A 21,909-nucleotide genomic window follows, 5' to 3' on the forward strand; every position below is an offset into this window, starting at 1 on the left:
TCGCGCCGACCATGCATTACCTCCTCTTCATCGGCGCCCTGTTGTTCTTCGCCTTCATGACGCCGGTCAAGCTGGCGGTGGCCGTCGGCGCGCTGGTGCTGTTCGTGACCGTGGTGGTCAAGGTGTCGGCCCAGGTCGTGGCGGGTGTGTCGCCGACGCTGGGCGAATCGTTCCGCTCGGTGTTCTATGCCTCGCTGCTGGTGGCGCTGGCGCTGCTGGCGTTCCTGAGCTTCACCGGCGGCGTGGCGGTGCACCACGTCGAGGGCTGGCCCGCGGTGGCCGTGCTGGCGGGGCTGTTCGTGGCCTACACGCTGGGCTTCCAGCTGGGCATCGGCACCTCGTTCGGCGCCAGCGCGATGGTGGCGCTGATCTCGACGCTGCTGTCGGGCGCCATCCTCTGGTCTGTCAGGAACCTGGCGTTCTGACGCCGTCCCTTTCATCTTCTCTCCTCCTCATTCCCTCGCACTCGCCCATGAAAACTGCCGTCCTCGTGATCGATGTCCAGCGTGGCCTTTGCGACGATCCGCCGCGCCCCCACGAGTCCGAGGCCGTGATGCAGCGCATCAACGCGCTCACCGAACGTGCCCGCGCGGCCGGCGTGCCGGTGGCCTTCATCCAGCACGAGAACGCGGTCGACCTCGAGTTCGACTCCGAGCGCTGGCAACTGGCCGGCGCGCTGCGGACCGACGCGCGCGACGCGAAGATCCGCAAGACCACGCCCGACTCGTTCCTGCGCACGCCGCTGGACGCGTGGCTGTCGGAGCATGGCGTGCGGCGGGTGGTGGTCTGCGGCTACTCGTCGGAGTTCTGCGTGGACACCACCACGCGCCGCGCCGCCGCGCTGGGCTACGAGGTGGTGCTGGCGGCCGACGCGCACACCTCGCACGACAAGGCGCATGCCACGGGCGCGCAGATCCGCGCGCACCACAACGCCACGCTGTCGGACATCACGAGCTTCGGCGTGCCGATTCGCGCGGTGCCCGCCGCCGACATCGCGCTGGCGGGCTGAGCGCCCCCGGCTTCTAGCTGGCGATGCCGGCCGCGTGTTGGCGCCAGAAGGCCGCATCGCCGCAGGTGCCCGCACCGGCGGCCGCGTTGTCGGCCATGTGCTCGGCGCGGCCGGTGCCCGGAATCGCGCAGGTCACGCCGGGGTGGGCCAGCACGAACTTCAGCAGCACCTGCGCCCAGCTTGTGCAGCCGATCTCGCCGGCCCACGCGGGCAGCGGCTTGTCGCGCAGGCGGCGCAGCAGGCCGCCGCCGCCGAAAGGCATGTTCACGATCACCGCCACGCCGCGCTCGGCCGCCAGCGGCAGCAGGCGCTGCTCGGCCTCGCGGGCGTCAGCCGAATAGTTGATCTGCAGGAAGTCGAGCTTCTCGGCGCGCAGCACGGCCTCGACATCGGCGTAGGCCGAGGCGGTGTAGTGCGTGATGCCGATGTAGCGCACGCGGCCCTGGTCCTTCCAGCCGCGCAGCGTGGCGAGGTGGGTGCGCCAGTCGAGCAGGTTGTGCACCTGCATCAGGTCCATGCGCCGGGTGCGCAGCCGCGTGAACGACTGCTCCATCTGCGCGATGCCGGCCTCGCGGCCCGAGGTCCAGACCTTGGTGGCGAGGAAGGCCCTGTTCTCCGGTAATGGTTGCGGCGGTTGCTGCGGGTGATGGGTCGCGGCCAGCAGCTCGCCGGTGGTCTCCTCGGAGCGGCCGTACATGGGCGAGCTGTCGATCAGCGTGCCGCCGGCGGCGAACAGGGCGTCGAGCACGCCGGGCAGGCGCCGGTATTCGTCGGTGCCGGGGCGCTGGTCGAAGCCGATCCAGGTGCCGCAGCCGATGACGGGCAGGGCTTCCTGCGTGGAAGGGATGGGGCGCGTGTTCATCTTCGTCGTCGTCATCTTCGGCCTCGGCTGGGTCGGCTGCTGCTGCGCGAACGAAGGAAGCACGGCGCCCGCCGGCAGCGCCGCGAGGAGCCGCAGGAACCGGGCGCGGGTGAGGTGCGCGGAGAGCAGGCCGTGTGTCATGGAACGGCTGCCACCTTAGCACCGCGGGGCCGCAAACGCCGCACCGGGCGTTCGGCCCGTGGGGTCAGTTGCCGCTGGCCGTGGTGGCCGTGGTGGCCGCAGCGGCCGCGGTGGTCGCAGGCTTGTTCATGTACGCCAGCGTGCTGCCCACCAGCGCCCGCACGCCCACCTTCAGGGCCGACTCGTCGATGACGAACTCCGACGAGTGGTTGGGCGCGCCGTGCCTGTCGCCGAAGGGCGAGGCGTTCAGGTGCCAGAACACGATGGGAATGTTCTTGCCGAACGAGCCGAAGTCTTCCGAGCCCATGCTGGGCTGCGACTCGCGCGCCTTGCCCGCGCCGGCCGCGGTTTCCAGTGCCTGCGCCACGGCCTGCGTGGCGGCGGGGTCGCTCACCAGCACTTCGTAGCCGGTGTCGATGGTCACCTCGGCGGTGAGGCCGTGGCTCTCGGCGATTTTCTGCGCCTTCAGGCGGATGTTGTCGTGCGCCACCTTCTGGTTCTTGGCCGACAGCGAGCGCACGGTGCCGGCAATCTCTGCCGTGTCGGGCAGGATGTTCACGCGGTTGCCGCTTTGCAGCAGGCCCACGGTCACCACGGTGGGGCCGTCGAGCGGATCGATCTGGTGGCTCACGATGTTCTGCAGCGCCAGCACGATCTCGGCCGCCGCGATGGTGGGTTCCTTGGCGGTCCATGGCGACGAGCCGTGGCCGCCCTTGCCCTTGAGCGAGATCTTGAAGGCGTCGCCGCTGGCCATGAAGCCGCCGCGGCGGTAGCTGATGGTGCCCGAGGGGCCGCGCGCATTGATGTGCTGGCCCATCACCACGTCGACCTTCGGGTTGTCGAGCACGCCGGCCTTCACCATGGCCGGTGCGCCGCTGAGCACGGGGCCGGGGCCTTGCTCTTCGGCCGGCTGGAACAGGAACACCACCGTGCCGGGCAGCTCCGCGCGCATCTTCGAGAAGGCCTGCGCGGCGCCCAGCAGCATGGCAACGTGCGTGTCGTGGCCGCAGGCGTGCGACACCGGCACCTCGCCGTTGAGCCAGGGCGCCTTGTCGGTCGACCTGAAGGGCAGGTCGTTGCGTTCGAGCACGGGCAGGGCGTCCATGTCGGCGCGCAGGGCCACCACCGGGCCGGGCTTGCCGCCGCGCAGCACGGCCTTGATGCCGGTCTTGGCCACGCCGGGCTGCACCTCGATGCCGGGCATCTTCGCGAGCGCGGCGGCAATGTAGGCGGCGGTCTGCACCTCCTGGTAGGAGAGCTCGGGGTGCTGGTGGATGTGGCGGCGCCACTCGATGACCTGCGCCTCGGACGCATCCGCCAGGGCCAGCGCGCGCGTGGCAAGGGCGGCATTGTTGTCTTGCGTTGTCTGTGCCGAAGCACCGGCGTGCAGGAAGCTGCCGGACAACATCAGCAGGGCGAGGCGGGTGCGGATTTTCATGAGGGCGTCGTGTGAATGTGCGAGGAGGTGTGCAAGGAAGTGTGCGCAGGAGTTGCCGAACTTAGCGAAAGAAGGCACAAAGGAAAAGACACGAAAAAGTCGAGAGCGATAAGAATGCCTGATCACCCCGTCGTTGCCCCTTCATGAACCTGCGCCACCTGAAGATCTTCGAGGCCGTGGCCTCGGCCGGCAGCATTCGCGCCGCCGCGCGCGGCGCAAAGCTCACGCAGCCCGCCATGACCTACGCCATTCGCGAGCTGGAACACAGCGTGGGCGCGCAGCTGCTGGTGCGCAGCGCCAAGGGCGTGGTGCTCACGCCCATCGGCGAGGCGTTGCTGCGGCGCGCACGGCTGCTGGCCAACGAGGTGCGCCGCGCCGAGGAAGAAATCGCCCAGCTGCGCGACGGCGCGGGCGGCTCGCTGCGCGTGGCCTTCAGCTCGTTCGCGGTCGAGCGGCTGCTGCCCAACGCGCTGCTCGACTTCCGCGCGAGGTGGCCCGGCGTGGCGCTCGAATTGCAGGAGCTCAGCGGCACCGACGTGAACGGCCTGTGGAACCGCAGCGACTTCGACTTCGCCATCCTCGGCGAACTGGAGCCCGTGCCCGATGACGGCTTGCAGCGGGAACTGCTGCTCGACTTTCCGCTGGCCGTGGTCGCCAAGGCGGGGCATCCGCTGGCGCGCGTGCGCTCGATGGCGCGGCTGCGCGAGGCGATGTGGGTCGTGCCGACCTACGGGGCGGAACTGCTGCGCGGGCACTTCGCCGAGGCCGGCGAGCCGCCGCCGCGCGACATCGTGGTGTGCCATTCGTGGCAGCTGGGCATGACGCTGGTGAAGCGGGCCAACGCGCTGACGCTGGCCTCGTCGTCGCTGTTCACGCGGGCGGCGGCGTCCAGGGGGCTGGTGGCGCTGCGGCTGGCCGACAAGCTGCCGCACGTGCGCGTGTCGCTGCTGATGCGCGACCGCGAGGCGCTCACGCCCGCGGCGCAGGCCTTCGCGCAGGCGCTGCTGGCCGTGGCGCGCACGGTGCAGGCCTGATCAGCGCAGGTAGCGCCCGTCCGCCTTGAGCATCGACAGTTCGGAGAAGGTCAGCCCGCGGTGCTCGCCGGGCCGGTAGGCTACCGCGATGCCGCCGAGGTCGAGCGTCTTGAACGACTCCAGGCCCTTCTGCAGCGAGTCGGCCGTGGGGTTGGCGCCCGCGCGCTTCAGCCCTTCGACCATCACCTTGGCCGTGACGTAGCCCTCGAGGCTGGCGTAGCTGAACTCGGTGGCGCCGATCTTCTTCATGGCGGCCTGGTACTCGGCAATCACCGGCATGGCGCTGTTCCACGGGTAGGGCACCACCTGCGAGATGACCACGCCGGCGGCGTCCTTCTTGATGTCCTGGAACAGCTTCTGCCCGTTGAGGAAGGAGAACGAATAGAAGGCCGTCTCGCCGCCGGCCGCACGGTAGGCCGTGATGAACTTGGCCGCCACGTCGTTGGTGGCCGACAGCACCACCGCCTTGGGCTTGAGCTTGGCCAGCTCGGCGGCGCGTTCGCCTGCGTCGGAGCCGTCGTTCTTGATGGCCACGCTGCCGACCATCTTGTCGCCGCGCTCGGCAATGAACTTCTGCGTGCTCTCCATCGCCGAGCGCGCGCCCGGGTTGTCGTTGTGCGCGAAGGCGATGCGCGACAGGCCGATCGTGAAGAGGTGGTTCACGATGCGGCTGTATTCCTCGTCGAAGCTGATGCGCACCGGAAAACCGTAGTCCGTGAACTTCACCACCGGGCCTGCACCGGTGTACGGGCCGACCACGGGAATCTTCAGTTCGTTGGCCGCCTTCAGCGCGCCCACCGACGACGAGGTGCCGATGGGCATCAGGATGCCGACCGCGCCTTCGCCCACGAAGGTCTTCACGTTCTCCGCGCCCTTGGCGGGGTCGTAGGCATCGTCGAGCTGGCGCAGCTCGACCGGCCGCCCGTTGATGCCGCCGCTGGCGTTCAGCGCCGTGAACATGGCGCGGATGCCGACCAGCGGCTCGGTCGACAGCGAGGCCAGCGGCCCGGTCTTCACGTAGGTCTGGCCGATGACGATGGGCCGGGCCTGCGCTTGCGCCTGCGCGGGGAGCGAAGGGCCCAGTGCCAGGGTGAAAGCGGACACGACGGAAAAGGCGGCGGCGATCAGGCGAATCATTTTGTGTAAAAAAGTCACAAAGTGTTAACTGGCCGATCTTAAGGCGGTGGTCCTTGCGGGTAAATCGATCTTTGTCTCTGGTGCTGCCAACGGGAAGCGGCGAGGGTGGAGAGGGCGGGGGCGCGGCACGCACCTTAGATGAAAGTCATTCTCATTTGCTGATTAGAATGGCGCCCCCATGCCCGCCTCACATTCCGCGCACGACCCGCTGCACCCCGCGCAGCAGTTCTTCTCCGGCCACCATGCCTGGCTCACGGGCCGCCTGCAGGCACGCCTGGGCAACATGGCCGATGCGCAGGACCTGGCCTCCGAGACCTTCGTGCGCGTGCTGGGCCAGCGCGACCTCGAGGCGGTCAAGGAGCCGCGGGCCTTCCTGACCACCATCGCCAAGCGCCTGCTGTTCACGCTCTGGCGCCGCCGCGAGCTGGAGCGCGCCTACCTCGACACACTGGCCCTGCGGCCCGACGAGCTGGCGCCTTCGCCCGAGGAGCGCGCCGTGCTGCTGGAGACGCTGGAGCACATCGCCAGCGCGCTCGAAGGCCTGCCGCTCAAGGCGCGCCAGGCCTTCCTGCTGTCCCAGCTCGATGGGCTGGGCTACCACGCGATCGCGGCCGAGCTCGGCATTTCGCACAGCACGGTGCGCCGCCACATGGCCGATGCCTTCGGCCGCATCGCACTGGCCATGGCGCGCCAGCAGGCCGGCATCGGCGGGCCTCTGCAGGGCGCACCCCACGCACTGCTCGCATCCCCCGTGCAAGCCGCGCAGCCATGACCGCCATGGAACTGGACACCGCCACCCAGGCGGCGGTGGGCTGGCTGGTGGTGCTGCATTCGGGCAGCATCGGCGGCGCCGAGCGCCGCGACTTCGACGCCTGGCTCGCCGCCAGCCCGGCGCACAGCGCGGCGTGGCAGCGGCTGGCGGGCACGCTGGACGCCACGCTGGCGCCCGCGCGCCAGGCGGGCACGGCGCAAGAGGGGCGCCCGGGAGGCCTTCCGGGTTCTGGCGCTCCGTTGGGCGCTCTGCTGGGCGAGGTGCTGGCGCGGCAGGCGTCGCGCGAACGCCAGCGCCGCCGCCTGTTGCGCGGCGCGCTCGGCATTGGCGGGGTCTCAGCGGGGGCGGCGCTGCTGGCCGAGCGCCACCTGCCGCTGTCCCAGCTGAGTGCCGACCTGCGCACCGGCACCGGCGAGCGGCGCGACTTCACGTTGGCCGACGGCAGCCGGCTCACGCTGGATGCGCGCTCGGCCGCCGACGTCGACTTTCGCGCCGGGCACCGCACCGTCACGCTGCGCCAGGGCGCCCTCGTGGCGCAGGCCGCGCCCATGCGGAGCACGGGCAACGCGAGCGGCGTGCCCTTCATCGTGCGCACCGCGCACGGCACGCTGCGCGCGCTGGGCACCCGCTTCGTGGTGCGCCAGGGCGAGGCGCGCAGCCATGTCGGCATGCTGGAGCACAGCGTCGAGATCCGCACGGCGCAGGGGCAGACGCAGACGCTGCCCGAAGGCTTCAGCGCCAGCTTCGGCCCGGAAGGCATCGTGCGGTCCGACGAATCGCCCGCGGCCACCGCGGCCTGGCAGCACGGCATGCTGGAGGCGCATGACCAGACGCTGGGCGAGGTGGTGCAGGCACTGCGGGCCTACCGCGCGGGCTTCATCCGCGTGAGCCCCGAAGCCGCGGCGCTGCGTGTGTACGGCTCCTATGCGCTGGACGACACGCACCGTGCGCTGACCGCGCTGGGCGAGACGCTGCCCATCAGCGTGCGCACCTTCCAGGGCCACTGGCTGGTGGTCATCGAGCGCCTGTAGGGCGGCGCAGCGAGAGACGCGGCAGCGGCCGCGCGCAACGAAGCCGAAAAAAGTTGAACACTTTTCTCAGCTCGAACGACAAGTCTCGGGACCCCTTCGACATTCCGCCTTTTCCCGAGGACTTCATGCCCGCACTTTTCCCTTCGCGCCCCTGCCTGATGGCGCTGGCCGTGGCCGCCCTGGCGTGCCACCTGCATGCCCACGCCCAGGCGCCGGCACCCGTGGCCGCCGCCGACGGCACGGCCCACGTGTACGACCTGCCTGCCCAGCCGCTGGGCAGTGCGCTCGCGCGCATCGCGGGCACCAGCAACCAGCAGATCAGCATCGACGCCAACCTGGTGCGCGGGTTGAGCGCGCCGGCCGTGCGCGGCAGCCTGACGGCGGCGCAGGCCACGCGCGCCGCGCTCGCGGGCAGCGGGCTGGAGCTGGTGCGCACGGACAGCGGCAACTGGTCGGTGCGCCGCGCCGCCGAGGCGCGCCCGGCATCCGAACCCGCACCTGCCGCCGCCGTTCCCCTGGCGGAAGTGCTGGTGACGGCCCAGGCCGAGCCCAGCGCCGTGTCCGAAGGCACGGGCTCCTATGCGGCCCATGCCACCACCCTGGGCAAGCAGGAGCAGCGCCTGCGCGACATTGCGCAGTCGATGTCGGTGCTGACCCGCCAGCAACTGGACGACCGCAACATCACCAGCCTGAACGACGCCATGCGCACCGTCACCGGCATCTCGGTGGAGACTTCGAGCACCGGCGGCAACCATGGCAACTTCTATTCGCGCGGCTACGCGATGGACACGGTGCAGATCGACGGCGTGTCCACGCCCGCGAGCACCGGCAACGACCTGTCGACCGGCTTCGGCCTGGCGGTCTACGACCGCGTCGAGGTGCTGCGCGGACCCGCCGGCCTGTTCCAGGGCGCGGGCGATCCGGGCGGCACCATCAACCTGGTGCGCAAGCGCGCGCAGAAGGACTTTGCGGCGCGCTACGAACTCTCGGCCGGCTCGTGGGACCAGTACGAGGCGCAGGTCGACGTCACCGGGCCGCTCAGCGAATCGGGCAGGGTGCGCGGGCGCATCGTGGCGGCCTACCAGGACAAGCACTCCTTCGTCGACTACGTGAACTCGCGCAAGCCGCTGCTGTACGCCACGGTGGATGTCGACGTCGGCCCCGACACCACGCTCACGGGCGGCATCACCTACCAGCAGTACAAGGGGCGCCCGGCCTTCGGCCTGCCGGCGTACACCGACGGTACCTTCCTGGATGTGCGGCGCTCGACCAACCTCGACCCCGCCTGGAACCACATCACAGAGGAGGTGAAGGAGTACTTCGGCGAGGTCGACCACCGCCTGGCCAACGGCGGGCGCGCCAAGCTGAGCCTGGTGTACCGCGAGCAGGACGAGCCGGCGCGCAAGTTCGGCTGGTCGGACTGCTCGGTCGATCCGCTCACGGGCGACAGCTGCCTGGTCAGCTGGGCCTACCGCAGCCACTGGAAGACCTACGGCGCCGACGCGTTCGTCACCACGCCCTTCGAGGCCTTCGGTCGCACGCACCAGCTCACCGTGGGCGGCGACTACCGCAACATCCGCAAGGTGTTCCAGTACGGCGGTGGCGACGGCGCGTACATCAACGCCTACCAGCCCGACAACAACGTGCCCGAGCCCGGCTACACCTTCGCCAACGGCAACGACAGCCGCACCATCCAGTACGGCGCCTATGCCCGCGCCAACCTGAAGGCGAGCGACCGCCTAGCGGTGGTGCTCGGCGGGCGCCTGAGCTGGTGGGAGAACACGGCGCACAACCGCAACGCCTACTTCAACCAGTTCACCGACACCCGCTCGAAGGTGGACCACAAGTTCACGCCGTTCGCGGGCCTGGTGTACGAGCTGACGGACGCCGTGTCGGCCTATGCCAGCTACTCGAGCATCTTCTCGCCGCAGACCGCGACCGACGTGGCCGGCCAAACGCTGCGCCCGCGCACCGGCAAGCAGGCCGAGGTGGGCCTGAAGGCCGAGCTGTTCGACAAGCAGGCCAACGCCCACGTGGCGCTGTTCCGCATGGAGGACGTGAACCGCGCCATGACCGACCCCGACAACCTGCTGTTCTCCATCGCGGCCGGCAAGATGCGCACCGAGGGCCTGGAGGCGGAGATCACCGGGCGCATCAGGCCCGGCTGGGACCTGAGCGCGGGCTATGCCTACACGCGCACGAAGACGCTGGAAGGCACCGACGAGCAGAAGCAGCAGCTCTACACCTACATCGCGCCGCGCTACACGCTGAACCTGTGGACCCGGTACCGCTTTGCCGCCGGTTCGCCGCTGGAAGGCTTCAGCGTGGGCGGGGGCCTGCGCAGCGTGAGCAGCACCTACCGGCTGACGGGCGACGTGAAGTTCGAGCAGAAGCCCTACACCGTGGCCGCGCTGCAGGTGGGCTACCGCTTCAACCCGAAGCTGGAGGCCACGCTGACCGTGAACAACCTGTTCGACAAGGTCTACTACCAGCGGGTCTGGGCGGCCTTCGGCTCGAACTTCTACGGCGAACCCCGCAGCGTGATGCTGACCCTGCGCGGAAAGTTCTGAGGGTCTCACCGGCCCGGCGCCCGTCGCCGGGCCGATTCGAAGGCGTTGGGGGGCTTGGGTTGCGCTGCTGAAAATACTGTATAAAAATACAGTTAACAGTTGCACCATGGGCCTCCCTTTCCTCGACTCCTTTTCCGCTGCCGCGGGCCGCGGCGTCTGGCATGCCGACGAGCTCGGCCTGGCCGACGCGCAGGTCGTCGCCACCGGCCACGCCGCGCTCGACGCGCAGCTGCCGGGCGGCGGCTGGCCGGTGGGCGCCATGACCGAGCTGCTGCAGGCTGCGCCCGAAGCCCATGTCTGGCGGCTTTTGCTGCCCGGGCTGGCGCAGGCGGTGCAGGCGCGCGGCGGGCCGGTGGTGCTGGTCGGCGCGCCTTACGAGCCTTGCGGCGCGTCGCTGGCGGCGCAGGGGCTGCCGGTGGATTCGCTGATGTGGGTCAAGAGCGAGGCGCCGGCCGCGCGCCTGTGGGCCTGCGAGCAGGCGCTGCGCTGCGCGGACGTGGCCGCCGTCGTGGCCTGGCTGCCGCAGGCGAGGGTGGCCGAGCTGCGGCGGCTGCAGCTGGCGGCCGCGCAGCACGAGCTGATGCTGTTCGTGTGCCGGCCCGCCTCGGTGTCGCTGTCGGCGTCGCCCGCGCGCTTGCGCCTGCGCGCCGAGCGCTGCGAGGCCGACGCGTCGCAGATCGAGCTGCACATCCTCAAGCGCCGCGGGCCGCCGCTGGCCGCGCCGGTGATGCTGCCGGCGCGCAACGAGCGCATGGCCGCGCTGCTGGCCGCCGCCCGGCTGCGCCGCAAGCTGCGCCTGCAGCAGCAGGGCACGGTGCTCGAAAGCGAGACCACGCACGCTGCCAAGGTGGTGCGCATCGATGCGTGGAAAGGAGGGAGCCAGGATGCACTGGATCGCTTTGCGGTGGTTGCTTGACGCCGACACGCCCACGACGGAAGACAGCCTGACCTTGCCCACGCCGGAAGCGCTGGGCTGGTGGGCGCTGCACTACACGCCCCACGTCGCCTGGCAGGACGAGGCGCTGATGCTCGAGGTCTCGGCCTGCGAGCGCCTGTGGGGCGGGCGGCTGCAGCTTATGCGCCAGCTGCTGGCCGACAACCCCGCGAGCGACGTGCGCATGGTGGGCGCGCAAGGCGCCACCAGCCTGATCGCGCTGGCGCGGCTGCGCCTGTTCGTGCGCCAGGAGCAGCGCCCGAAGGACCTGCCCGCCGGCCTGCCGCTGGACACGCTGAGCGCCGCGCGCACGCACCTCGATCTGCTCGCGCGGCTGGGCTGCCGCACCTGGGGCGACGTGGCGGCGCTGCCGCGCGGCGGCCTCACGCGGCGCTTTGGCGCGGAATTGCGCGCGGCGCTCGACGCCGCCTGGGGCCTGCGCCCCGAAAGCCACGCCTGGCTCACGCTGCCCGACGTGTTCGAGCAGAAGCTCGAACTGCCCGCGCTGGCCGAGACCGGGCCCGAGCTCATGTGGTCGGCCAACCGGCTGCTGTCGGCCCTGCAGATCTGGCTGCGCGGGCGGCAGCGCGGCGCGCGCGCGCTCGAGTTGCAATGGACGCTCGACCTCAAGCGCTTCAACGGCGTGAACCTGCCGCCGCACCAGCAGGTCACCGTGCGCACGGCCGAGCCCACGCAGGACATGGCGCACCTGCGCCGCCTGCTGTCCGAAAAGCTCGCCCTCGCCACGCTGGCCGCGCCCGCCAGCTGGCTGAAGCTGCGCACGCTCGAAACCGACCCGTGGGCCGGCGCCAGCACCAGCTTCCTGCCCGAAGACAACCGCAAAGGCGACAAGCTGCACGAGATGGTCGAGCGGCTCAGCGTGCGGCTCGGCGCGCAGCAGGTGCTGGTGCCGTCGGCGCAGGCCGACCACCGGCCGGAGCGCAAGCAGGCGTGGCGGCCCGCGCTGCACAAGGAGACGGTGCCCGACAAGGCCCGCAAGGAGGCGCAGGCTGTGGCCTCGCAACCCGACGCCATCTACCCGCCGTGGCTGCTGCCCGAGCCGCTGCTGCTCGAGATGGACGGCGAGCGCCCCTGCCACCGCGGCCCGCTGAGCAGGCTGATCGGGCCGCAGCGCGTCGAGGCCGGCTGGTGGGGCGACAAGGAAGAGGGCGGCCAGCCCGCCATGCGCGACTACTACGTGGCCGAAAGCCCCGAGGCCGGGCTGGTGTGGATCTTTCGCGAGCGGCCTTCGGCGCGCTTTTCTTCGGGCGAGGTGCGCTGGTACCTGCAGGGGTTCTATGCCTGAGCTCAGCGACAAGCAGGAACGCAAGCGCCAGCTCGCCAAGGTGCATGCGTTGCCGTTGCCGATGCGCAAGAAGCTCGCGCGCATGTTGCCGGACTATGCGGAGCTGCACTGCCTCACCAACTTCAGTTTCCAGCGCGGCGCGTCGACGCCGGAAGAAATGGTCGAGCGTGCCTACCAGCTCGGCTACGAGGCGCTGGCCATCACCGACGAATGCTCGGTGGCGGGCATCGTGCGGGCGCATGTGGCCCTGCGCGACCTGCCCGCGAAGATGGACGAATACGAGCGCGAGCACCCCGAGGAGCCGAAGATTCCTCGGAACCCCGACTTCCGCCTGCTGTTCGGCAGCGAATTCCATTTCGAGCGCTTCAAGCTCGTGGTGATCGCGAACGACACCGAAGGCTGGGGCAACCTGTGCGAGTTCATCACCGCCGCGCGCACCACCGAGCTGCCCAAGGGCGAATACCGCGTGAGCTGGGAGGGCAGCGGCGTGGCCTCGCTGCAGCGTTGCCAGGTGCTTTTCGTGCCGAACCGCAACCCGGGCGGCGCGGTGGACACGGCCACGCTGCACGAAGACCTGGCCGCCGCCAAGGCGCTGTATGCGGACAACCTGTGGCTCGCGGTGGAGCTGTTCAACGAGCTCGACGACGACCTCTGGTTCGTCACATTGATGCAGGCCGGCGAGCAGGCCGGCGTTGCGCTGGTGGCGGGCGGCGACGTGCGCATGCACGCGCGCTCGTGCAAGCCGCTGCACGACGTGCTCACGGCCGTTCGCGAAGGCAAGACGGTGGCCGACTGCGGCTTCGCGCTGCAGTCGAATGCCGAGCGGCACCTGCGCCCGCGCATGCGGCTGGCCGAGCTGTACCTGGCCGACATGCTGATCAACACGCTGGTCGTGGCCGAGCGGTGCAGGTTCGACCCCGGGGTGATCCGCGAGAACTACAAGTACCCGCTCGAGACCGTGGGCAATCACGAGACGCCGGCGCAGACACTGGCGCGCAAGACGTGGGAAGGCGCGCAGGGCCGATACCCGCAGGGTGTTCCCGGCAAGGTGCGCGAGCAAGTCCAGAAAGAACTCAACCTGATCGTCGAACTCGAATACGAGATGTTCTTCCTCACGGTGGAGAACATCGTCGCCTTCGCCAAGTCGCAAGATATTCTTTGCCAGGGGCGCGGCTCGTCGGCCAATTCGGCGGTCTGCTATTGCCTGGGCATCACCGCCATCGACCCCGAGAAGGGCACGCTGCTGTTCGAGCGCTTCCTGAGCCGTTACCGCAAGGAGCCGCCCGACATCGACGTCGACTTCGAGCACCAGCGGCGCGAAGTGGTCATCCAGTACATCTACGAAAGATACGGCCGCGAGCGCGCGGCCATCGCGGCCGTCGTCATCTGCTACCGCTCGCGCAGCGCGTTGCGCGACGTGGGCAAGGCCATTGGCATCGACGAGCGGCTGATCGACGAATTCGCGAAAGACCATTACTGGTTCGACGACACCTTGCTCGGCGAGCAGCTGAACGCCGCGTGCGAGCGCGCCGGCGTGCAGGAAGACGAACTCAAGCTCGTGCAGTGGATCGAGATGACGCAGCGGCTCAAGGGCTTCCCGCGCCACCTGAGCCAGCACGTGGGCGGCTTCGTGCTCACGCACACCAGGCTCACGCGGCTGGTGCCGGTCGAGAAGGCGTCGATGAAAGACCGCTCCGTCATCCAATGGGAGAAGGACGACCTCGAGGCCATGGGCATGCTCAAGGTCGACGTGCTCGCGCTCGGCATGCTCAGCGCGATCCGCCGCGGGCTCGACCACATGAACCGCTGGCGGGGCTCGATGGTGCGGATGCACCAGGTGCCCAGCAACGACCCGAAGGTGTTCGACATGATCTGCGACGCCGACACCGTCGGCGTGTTCCAGATCGAGAGCCGGGCGCAGATGTCGATGCTGCCGCGCCTGAAGCCGCGCACGTACGAGGACCTGGTGATCGAGGTGGCGATCGTGCGGCCGGGGCCGATCCAGGGCGGCATGGTGCATCCGTACCTCAAGCAGCGCGAGCGGGTGCGCAAGAAGCTGCCGATCCACTACGAGAAAGAAGAGCTGCGCCCCGCGCTGGAGCGCACGCTGGGCATTCCGATCTTCCAGGAGCAGGTGATGCAGATCGCGATGATCGCGGCCAGGTTCTCGGCCGACGAGGCCGATCAGCTGCGCCGCGCCATGGCTGCGTGGAAGCGCAAGGGCGGCCTCGAGAAGTTCCAAAAGAAGCTCGTCGATGGCATGACCGACAACGGCTACAAGGCCAGCTTCGCCGAAGCCATCTTCAAGCAGATCCTCGGCTTCGGCGACTACGGCTTCCCCGAGAGCCATGCCGCGAGCTTCGCGCTGCTGGTCACGGTGAGCAGCTGGCTCAAGAACTACGAGCCCGCCTGCTTTCTCGCGGCGCTGCTCGATTCCCAGCCGATGGGCTTCTACAGCCCTTCGCAGCTGGTGCAGGACGCGCGCCGCCACGGCGTGGAGGTGCGCCCTGTCGATGTCATGTGCAGCGAGATCGACACCACGCTCGAAGCCCGCGCCTCCGATGCGCCGCGCATGCCCGGCGGCACCGATGCCCGCTATGCCGAGCGCCTGGGCAACGGGAACCAGCCCGCGGTGCGGCTCGGGTTCAACCGCATCCAGAGCCTCAGCGCGGCCGGCGCCAAGCGCTTGCTGGCCGCCCGCGCGCAAGCCCCGTTCACCAGCACCGAAGACCTGGCCCTGCGCGCCGAACTCGACGGCAAGGACATGGCGGCACTGGCCGCGGCCGATGCGCTGATGTCGCTGTCGGGCCACCGGCGCCAGCAGATGTGGGACGCCACCGCCCAGCGCCGCGCGCCCGGGCTGCTCAAGGGGGTGCCGATCAACGAGCAGGCGCTGCTGCTGCCGGCCGCGCCCGAGGGCGAGGAGATCGTGGGCGACTACGCGGCGCTGCGCCTCACGCTGCGCCGCCATCCGCTCGCGCTGCTGCGCCCGCGCCTGGCGCGCATGCACCTGCTGAGCGCGGCCGAGCTGCGGGAAGCGAAGACGGGTCAGACTGTGCGCGCCTGCGGCATCGTCAAAGGACGACAACGGCCGCAGACCGCCAACGGCACCATCTTCGTGACGCTGGAAGATGAAACCGGCAACGTCAACGTGATCGTGTGGAACCATGTCATCGACGCCTGGCGCGAGCCGTTGCTCAAGTCGCACCTGCTGGCGGTGCAAGGCACATGGCAGCGCGACGACGACAGCGGCGGCAAGGTGCAGCACCTGGTCGCCACCGGCTTCAAGGACCTGACGCCACTCATGGGCCGGCTTGCGCAGAGCAACACGAGCCGGGACTTTCATTGATGCAACCGATCGTTCCATGCCTCGCGCCCAGAACGACTTTTCGCTAACCTGCCTGAGCCATGACCGAACTTGTCCTCGATCCCATCCAGACCGCCGATCCCCTTGTCGCCATGCCCATCGGGCCGCCGCCGCCCGCGCCCGATGTGCCCATGCCCCCGCCCCATATGCCGCCGAACATGCCGTCGCCCGAGGGCGACCCGCCGCCTGTGCTGCCGCCCGTGACCGACCCCGGCTTTCCGCCGCCGGTGGTCGAGCCGCCGCCGCTGCAGCACGCGGCCCCCGAGGTGCCGTTCGGCAAGCTGCATGCACGGCGCCTGCGCGAGATCTACCGCTCCGCCGGCTGGCCTTGTTGCGACAGCATCGAGGTCGAGCTGCTCGCGGGCGGGTTCCTCGAGCGCGTGCGTACCGCGCACGGCCACGAGACGCTGCGCGTGACCGACGCCGGCATTGCGCGCATTGCGACCACGCTCACCATCAACCGCGCCGCGCTGTCGCCGCACGAGGCGCTGGTGGAGCGCGTGGCGCGCGAGATGACGCGCGGCGGCCGCGTCGCATGGCGCGGCCTCGGCCTGCGCGCGCGCCTGCCGCCGCTGGAAGAGGGCGGCAAGCCGCGCTGGTGCGTGGCGCGTCCCGACGTGTTCTCGATCCGCAATACCAGCGTGGAGGCCTATGCCCACCCCATCGTGCACGAGGTGAAGGTGAGCCGCGCCGACCTGCTGGGCGACCTGCGCAAGCCCGACAAGCGCGCGGCCTACCTCGACCTGGGCGGCGAGTGCTGGTACGTGCTGGGCAACGACGCCAAGGGCCGCTGCATCGCCACGCCCGAAGAGGTGCCGGCGGAGTGCGGGGTGATGGTGCTGGAGGGCGATCGGCTCGTGGTGGCGCGCGCGGCGGTGCACCGCGCGTTCGAGCGCATTCCGTTCGCCGTGTGGCTCGCGCTGGCCAAGGCGCAGCCCATCGCCGGTTTCGAGGACGACGCGCAGGACATGCTGATCTGATCCGACGCGCCAACGTCAGCGCTTGATCGCGCCGGTTGGTTGCGTTGCGGGGTCAGGTGACCGCGTCGTAGCTCTGGTGCGCGATGGCGACGACGTCGTCCGGCTCGAACTGGCTCTTCATCTGGCGCAAGGCTTCTTCGCGGTCTTGCGGGCTGGCCTTGGCGTCGAACATCTGGTCGCAGATCTCGAGGATGTCTTTGGCGATGCGTTCGTAGCGGTAGTAGGCGAGCGCCACCGCGTCGATCTCCGCCGGGCCGTAGCCTTCGTGGAACCATGCCGCTTCTTCCGGGCGGTTCCACGTGTGGCCGACGCCGCCGCCGATGAACATCAGGTCGCGCTCCTTCGGCGCGAGGATGGGCGTGTCCCAGTCGACGATGCACAGCCGGTCGCCGTCGCCCACGAGCACATTGCCCGCGTGCAGGTCGGCGTGGCACGGCACCAGCTGCGGCGGCCGCTCCAGCAGGATGGACGCGAGCTGCTCGCTGCGGTAGACGACCGTGTCGATCTCTTCCGCGCGGTCTTCCCAGAAGGCGAAGAAGCGCATGACAATGTCGTCGCCGGTCACGCCGTTGATGAAGCGCCGCTGGTAGCGCCGGACGCCTTCGCGCCAGCGGTGCGAATAGTGTTCCCTGGGCAGGCTTGCCGTCAGCGCTTCGGGCAGCTGCGTGCGATGGATGGCGCCCACGGCCTTGCCGAGCGCAACCCACTGGGGCCGGGTCAATGCGCGCTCGAAGCCGTCGGGGCCGTCGAAGAAGGGGTAGAGCGCCCAGTCGAAACCGTCGCCTTGCACGCTCAGTTGATGGTTCTTTGTCGGCAAGGGCGCCAGCACGGACTCGATGCCCCGGTCGTGATGGAGAAAGGCCGGGACCGCAACCGCGGATTGCTTGGCGCTGCTTTTGCGCAGCTTGAGGAAGTACGTGGCGCCGTCGCTCGCATGGATGCGGAAGGCGGCGGAATCGACGTCTGCGCCAAGGGGCAGGAATTCGATGCGTGCGCCTTCCAGTCCGTAGGCCTGGGACAGGCGTTGCTGGATGGATTCGTGGGCGATATCGGGTGGGGTGAGCATGCGGTCGAACCCTGCGCTGGGCCGGGCAATGAAGGACCCCCGACGATATCGCCTGTCGTCACCCGGCCCTGTAAGACGTCAGCACCTCATGCCATGCGGGCGGCGAGGGATGCGTGCGAACCAGCGTGAAATTTGTCGAAGTCCAGCGAATGGGCGCCAGGTGCTGCGGGCGTGCCGCCTGGGCGGTCTTGCGCGCGATGGTGATGTGCGGCGTCCATTTCTTGCGGTCTGTTTCAAAGCCCACGCGTCGCAGGGCGCCAGCGATGTCGCTGCGCAGCGTGCGCAGCTTTTCATGCTCGGCGGGCAGGACGACGGAGATGTCGTTCCTCCACGTGCATGAACTGTCCAGCACCAGGTCCAGAGGTTCCATCCGGACCTTGGAGAGCGCGGTGCGCAGGTGCATCGTGTCATCGGCCGACAGGTCAGGCAGGCTGTGCAAGGTCAGGTGCAGGTGCGCGCCTGGGGGAAAGCGGCGCCCGGCCGGCCAGAGCCAATCTTCGCGATGCTTTTCGATGGCACGCCGCGTGTCGCCATCCGGAAACAGGGCGATGAGCAGGTGCGGCCGATCCTGCGGCGGTGTGCAGTCCCATTCGTCCCCGGTTGAGCCGGGCCGGCCATTGTCGAAGGTGAAATCGTCCATGCTGTTCTCCTGGTGAGGGTGAAGCTGAAGGCGGTTCAGGCGCCGGACGGCCACCAGTGCTCGGTGGTCGTCCGGATGACGCGCGCCGCCTGTACGCGAACGTCGTTCCTTTCGTCGTTTCTTTCATCGTTGTCGACGAGGTTCCGGGGGCCCTTCTCGCGGGCCACCTTGAAGGGCCAGGACGAGAGGCGCCCCGTGCGGGTGCGGGTCTGCAGCTGCTGCAGACTGGAGAAAAAAAGCGCCTGCGCCGGGGCGGACGCAGGCGGGTTGGCGGTGGTCATGGTGTCGCCTCGGTGGTGTTCTTGGAGACGGCCAATTTTAGAGAAATACTGTATGCATGTACAGTATTTTCGAACTGTCAAACCTTGGTTCACAAGCCCGCGGACCGGGCCCGTTGCCGGCCTTTTTCAGGGCTGCACGGGCTTGCCGAGCAGCGCGTCCAGGTCGATGGCCGCGGCCATCGCCTTGTAGCCCGCATCGCCCGGATGCAGGTGGTCGCCCGAGTCCATCGCGGCCTTCAGGCGCGAGGGGTGCGCGGGGTCGCGCAGCAGGGCGTCGAAGTCGACCACGGCGTCGAACGCGCCGCTCTCGCGGATCCAGCGGTTCACGGCCTGGCGCACCTGGTCCTTCGCGGGCGAGTAGTGGCCTTCGAGCGGCGTGCCTTCCAGTGCGCGCTCGGTCGGCGCGATGGTGCCGGCCATGATGCGCACGTTGTGGGCGTGGGCCATCTCGATCAGCTGGCGCAATCCCTGGATCAGCTGTTCGGCGCGCACCGCGGGCTCGGCCGGCGCGAACGGGCCGCCGGGCCAGCCGATGTCGTTGGTGCCCAGCAGCACGACCATGGCGCGCACGCCCGGCTGCGCGAACACGTCGCGGCCCGCGCGCTCGAGGCCGGCGCGGCCCATGCCGTCCGTCAGCAGCCGGCCGCCGGAGATGCCGGCGTTCAGCACGGCCACATGTCGCCCGGCGAGCCGCTCGGCCAGGGCGTCGGGCCAGCGGGTGTTGGCGCCGGGCGTCGAGCCGTTGCCGTCGGTCAATGAATCGCCGAAGGCGACGACCGTGGCGGGCGGCGCCGGCGTTTCGACGATCAGCCCGCTGACGTAGACACGGGTGCTCCATGGCGTGGCGGCCGCGGGCATGCGTGGCGAGGCCGTGAGGTCGCCGTCGGCCACGTAGGCCACCTGGCGCGCGTCGAAGTGAAAGCCCGCGGGCTGGTTGGGCTGCGGCAGGTAGAGCGACACGGCGATTTCGCCGAGCGCGGGCAGGGCGATGTCCACCGGGTCGCTGACCAGCCGCGCGCCGGGCGGCAGCGTGACCTCGGCCTGTCCGCCGAAGCGCAACGGCCGGTCGCTGCCTGCGACAACGGCCGAGCCTTCGGCGTGGCGTGCCACGCGGGCCGCGCCGATGCGCAACGGCGCGGAGCCGCCCTCGTTGCTGATCACCACGCGCAGCCGCGTGCCGCCGATGCTCAGGCGCGCCACCTGGCGGATCGTCTGCCGGTTGAACTGGAAAGGCACGCCCGAGGGCAGCACGAAGTCGCCACCCCAGAGCGGTTGCGTGCTGGCCATCCAGCTGGGGCTCCAGTAGGTGGTGGCAGGGGCGGATTGGGCCTGGGGCGCGGCGGCGGTGCCGGCCAGGGTGAGCGCGAGGGCGCCGTGGCGCAGGAGCGATGCGAATGTCGATGCGGTCATGGGAAGGTCCTTCGAAACGGGTGACGGGTGAAATCAGGCCTCGACTTTCTTGCATTCGCATTCGAGTGGGTAGAAGGCAGAATGGCATCCAGCCCATTCCATATTCGAATACACCCGCGAACCCCCCGATGGACACCTTGCGCGCCCTTGAAGCCTTCGTGCACAGCGTGGAGCTGGGCAGCCTGTCGGGCGCCGCCCGCGCGCTCGACACCACGCAGCCCACCGTCAGCAAGCTGGTCGCGGGGCTGGAGCGCTCGCTCGGGGTGCGGCTGCTGCGGCGCACCGCGGCCGGCCTGAGCCTCACGGAGGAGGGCCAGCGCTTTCACGAGCGCGCGCGGCGCGTGCTCGAGGACTACGGCGACGCCGTGTCCGATGCGCGCGAAGGCATCCAGCAGCCGCGCGGCCTGCTGCGCATGAGCGCGCCGGTCACGCTGGGCCAGCGGCACCTCAATGCCATGGCGCTGGAGTTCCTGGCGCTGTACCCCGACATCGAGCTCGAACTGGTGCTGGACGACCGCTTCGTCGATCCGCTGGAAGAACGCATCGACGTCTCGCTGCGCGTGGGCGGCCCGCTGCCGCCCGACCTGGTCGCGCGCCGCCTGGGCACATGGCCGCGCGTGCTCGTCGCGTCGCCGGCCTACGTGGCCGCGCGCGGCAAGCCGCGCAAGCCGCAGGACCTGCTGGCGCACGACTACCTGCGCTATGCGCCGGGCGACGACGGCGTGCTGCTGCAGGGCCCTGAAGGCACGGAGGTCACGGTGCCGGTGCGCAGCCGCTACCGCGTGAACAACGCGGTGGCCATGCTCGACGGCGTGCTCGGCGGCGCGGGCATTTCATTGCAGCCCACGTGGATGGTGGCCGGCCTGCTGGCGCAGGGCCGCCTGGTGCGCGTGCTGCCGCGCCACACCGGGCCGGCGCAGGAGGCGCACCTGCTGTACGCCCCGCGCCGGCAGTTGCCGCTGCGGGTGCGCGTGCTGGTGGACTTCCTGGCGGACCGGGTGGCGAAACTGCCGGGGGCCGTGCGCAAGTAGTGGCGGGCCACTGGGCAACTCGGCTGCTGGGCGGCCGGGCCGCTCAGGTGTTGCGCAACTCGCGTGTACCGACCGGCGTGTCGGGGCCGGTGCGCAAGCTGCGCTCGATGAACTCACGCGCAATGGCTTGCGCATTGGCCGGCGCGGGCGCGTTGAAGGACATGCGGTACTTCAGCAGCCGCCCGCCGCGTGCCGTGAGGTAGGTGTACGAGTCGTAGGCTTTGCCGTCGCGGGCGTTCACCAGCCGAAAGGAGATCGAGCGGAACGTCAGCCCTTCGATGCGCACGTCGCGCGTGGGACCCGTCCTGGCGCTGGCGTAGAGGCCTTGCGCGGTGGCGCGCTGCACCTCGGCGATGGTGCTCTTGAACTGCTCGTCGAACTGCGGATCGTCCACGCCGGGGCGCCAGTCGGTGCGCTTCATGTCGTAGATGTAGACATCGATCCAGCCGACGCTGCTCTCGAAGCGATGGCTGCGCCCGAGCCCGGCATTCATCGCCTCGTAGGAGCGGGTGTTGATGTAGCGCCACTGGACGCCCGTGGGCCTGGGTGCTGCTGGCGGCTCCTCGGCTGCGGCGCTGTCGGGCGCTCCAGGCGAAGTGGCCGGCGAAGTGCCCGGCGAGGTGCCAGGTGCCGTCGCGCATGCGCAAAGCAGGGTGGAGAGAAGCAGGGCGGACAGCAGTTTCATGGCCGGCTCCGTGGGGCGAAAAGGGGTGACGCGCAACAGATCATGCGCCACGCGACCGCCTATACTCGCGGCTGTCGCTTTTCGCAGCTGCGTTCGGCGGCCACGAGATGCGGGTGTAGTTCAATGGCAGAACGGCAGCTTCCCAAGCTTCATACGAGGGTTCGATTCCCTTCACCCGCTCCAGCAAAGCCCCGCGCCCGAGAGCGCCGCGGCAT

At 69.8% G+C, this 21,909-nt stretch carries 19 protein-coding genes and 1 tRNA gene; 12 read left to right on the forward strand and 8 right to left on the reverse strand.

Features of this window, described 5'->3' with window-relative positions:
* Positions 1 to 11 precede the first annotated feature (11 nt).
* Both BM004_RS19290 and BM004_RS19295 read left to right on the forward strand, forming a co-directional pair.
* On the forward strand, positions 12 to 425 hold the full coding sequence (locus tag BM004_RS19290; protein ID WP_093215866.1) for a hypothetical protein: 414 nt from the start codon (positions 12 to 14) through the stop codon (positions 423 to 425).
* 47 nt (positions 426 to 472) lie between these two features.
* Positions 473 to 1,009 (forward strand): cysteine hydrolase family protein, encoded by a 537-nt coding sequence (locus BM004_RS19295; protein ID WP_093129638.1) that lies wholly within the window; start codon positions 473 to 475, stop codon positions 1,007 to 1,009.
* Between the two features lie 13 nt (positions 1,010 to 1,022).
* Here BM004_RS19295 and BM004_RS19300 read toward each other — a convergent pair whose 3' ends face one another.
* Together BM004_RS19300 and BM004_RS19305 are read right to left on the reverse strand one after the other, a co-directional pair.
* Positions 1,023 to 2,012, reverse strand: coding sequence for an aldo/keto reductase (locus BM004_RS19300; RefSeq protein ID WP_093215868.1), 990 nt, complete (start codon positions 2,010 to 2,012; stop codon positions 1,023 to 1,025).
* A 64-nt stretch (positions 2,013 to 2,076) separates the two neighbouring features.
* Positions 2,077 to 3,450 carry a M20 metallopeptidase family protein gene (locus BM004_RS19305; RefSeq protein ID WP_093215871.1) on the reverse strand — a complete coding sequence of 458 codons (1,374 nt, stop codon included), beginning with the start codon at positions 3,448 to 3,450 and terminating at the stop codon, positions 2,077 to 2,079.
* A gap of 143 nt (positions 3,451 to 3,593) precedes the next feature.
* On the opposite strand from BM004_RS19305, the gene BM004_RS19310 reads away from it, so the two are divergent.
* The gene (locus tag BM004_RS19310) at positions 3,594 to 4,484 is read left to right on the forward strand and encodes a LysR family transcriptional regulator (RefSeq protein WP_093215874.1); all 891 of its coding nucleotides are present in this window, start codon (positions 3,594 to 3,596) and stop codon (positions 4,482 to 4,484) included.
* Here BM004_RS19310 and BM004_RS19315 read toward each other — a convergent pair whose 3' ends face one another.
* A complete protein-coding gene (locus BM004_RS19315) occupies positions 4,485 to 5,621 on the reverse strand; it encodes an ABC transporter substrate-binding protein (RefSeq protein WP_093215876.1) in 1,137 nt (378 codons plus the stop codon).
* A 178-nt stretch (positions 5,622 to 5,799) separates the two neighbouring features.
* Here BM004_RS19315 and BM004_RS19320 point away from each other — a divergent pair, with 178 nt between their 5' ends.
* The 7 genes from BM004_RS19320 to BM004_RS19350 all read left to right on the forward strand — a co-directional run bounded on the left by BM004_RS19320 (position 5,800) and on the right by BM004_RS19350 (position 16,581).
* The gene (locus BM004_RS19320) at positions 5,800 to 6,393 is read left to right on the forward strand and encodes a sigma-70 family RNA polymerase sigma factor (protein ID WP_093215879.1); all 594 of its coding nucleotides are present in this window, start codon (positions 5,800 to 5,802) and stop codon (positions 6,391 to 6,393) included.
* Positions 6,390 to 7,424, forward strand: a complete 1,035-nt coding sequence (locus BM004_RS19325) for a FecR family protein (RefSeq protein ID WP_093215882.1) — start codon at positions 6,390 to 6,392, stop codon at positions 7,422 to 7,424. The genes BM004_RS19320 and BM004_RS19325 overlap by 4 nt, the downstream gene beginning before the upstream one ends.
* A gap of 125 nt (positions 7,425 to 7,549) precedes the next feature.
* The gene (locus tag BM004_RS19330; RefSeq protein WP_093215884.1) at positions 7,550 to 9,994 is read left to right on the forward strand and encodes a TonB-dependent siderophore receptor; all 2,445 of its coding nucleotides are present in this window, start codon (positions 7,550 to 7,552) and stop codon (positions 9,992 to 9,994) included.
* Positions 9,995 to 10,100: 106 nt separating this feature from the next.
* Positions 10,101 to 10,910, forward strand: a complete 810-nt coding sequence (gene imuA / locus BM004_RS19335) for a translesion DNA synthesis-associated protein ImuA (protein ID WP_093215887.1) — start codon at positions 10,101 to 10,103, stop codon at positions 10,908 to 10,910.
* Positions 10,879 to 12,234, forward strand: a complete 1,356-nt coding sequence (locus BM004_RS19340; RefSeq protein ID WP_093215889.1) for a Y-family DNA polymerase — start codon at positions 10,879 to 10,881, stop codon at positions 12,232 to 12,234. The genes imuA and BM004_RS19340 overlap by 32 nt, the downstream gene beginning before the upstream one ends.
* A complete protein-coding gene (locus BM004_RS19345; protein ID WP_093215892.1) occupies positions 12,227 to 15,583 on the forward strand; it encodes an error-prone DNA polymerase in 3,357 nt (1,118 codons plus the stop codon). The genes BM004_RS19340 and BM004_RS19345 overlap by 8 nt, the downstream gene beginning before the upstream one ends.
* Before the next feature lie 59 nt (positions 15,584 to 15,642).
* Positions 15,643 to 16,581 (forward strand): hypothetical protein, encoded by a 939-nt coding sequence (locus tag BM004_RS19350; protein ID WP_093215894.1) that lies wholly within the window; start codon positions 15,643 to 15,645, stop codon positions 16,579 to 16,581.
* A 52-nt stretch (positions 16,582 to 16,633) separates the two neighbouring features.
* Here the strand turns inward: BM004_RS19350 and BM004_RS19355 are convergent, their stop codons facing one another.
* From BM004_RS19355 to BM004_RS19370, 4 genes are all read right to left on the reverse strand, one after another.
* Entirely contained in the window at positions 16,634 to 17,647 is a 1,014-nt protein-coding gene (locus BM004_RS19355) for a phosphotransferase enzyme family protein (RefSeq protein WP_093215897.1), read from the reverse strand.
* A 58-nt stretch (positions 17,648 to 17,705) separates the two neighbouring features.
* Positions 17,706 to 18,287 (reverse strand): 2'-5' RNA ligase family protein, encoded by a 582-nt coding sequence (locus BM004_RS19360; protein WP_093215899.1) that lies wholly within the window; start codon positions 18,285 to 18,287, stop codon positions 17,706 to 17,708.
* A 35-nt stretch (positions 18,288 to 18,322) separates the two neighbouring features.
* Positions 18,323 to 18,568 (reverse strand): hypothetical protein, encoded by a 246-nt coding sequence (locus BM004_RS19365; protein ID WP_093215902.1) that lies wholly within the window; start codon positions 18,566 to 18,568, stop codon positions 18,323 to 18,325.
* A gap of 126 nt (positions 18,569 to 18,694) precedes the next feature.
* On the reverse strand, positions 18,695 to 19,978 hold the full coding sequence (locus BM004_RS19370) for an SGNH/GDSL hydrolase family protein (protein ID WP_093215904.1): 1,284 nt from the start codon (positions 19,976 to 19,978) through the stop codon (positions 18,695 to 18,697).
* Positions 19,979 to 20,106: 128 nt separating this feature from the next.
* Between BM004_RS19370 and BM004_RS19375 the strand changes: the two genes are divergently transcribed.
* Positions 20,107 to 21,009, forward strand: a complete 903-nt coding sequence (locus tag BM004_RS19375; RefSeq protein WP_093215906.1) for a LysR family transcriptional regulator — start codon at positions 20,107 to 20,109, stop codon at positions 21,007 to 21,009.
* 43 nt (positions 21,010 to 21,052) lie between these two features.
* Here the strand turns inward: BM004_RS19375 and BM004_RS19380 are convergent, their stop codons facing one another.
* Positions 21,053 to 21,694 (reverse strand): hypothetical protein, encoded by a 642-nt coding sequence (locus BM004_RS19380; RefSeq protein ID WP_093215908.1) that lies wholly within the window; start codon positions 21,692 to 21,694, stop codon positions 21,053 to 21,055.
* Positions 21,695 to 21,803: 109 nt separating this feature from the next.
* On the opposite strand from BM004_RS19380, the gene BM004_RS19385 reads away from it, so the two are divergent.
* Positions 21,804 to 21,877 (forward strand) — tRNA-Gly (locus BM004_RS19385).
* Positions 21,878 to 21,909: the final 32 nt, after the last annotated feature.

The organism is Variovorax sp. OK212, from assembly GCF_900112425.1.
In the GTDB taxonomy this organism is placed as follows: Bacteria; Pseudomonadota; Gammaproteobacteria; order Burkholderiales; family Burkholderiaceae_C; genus Variovorax.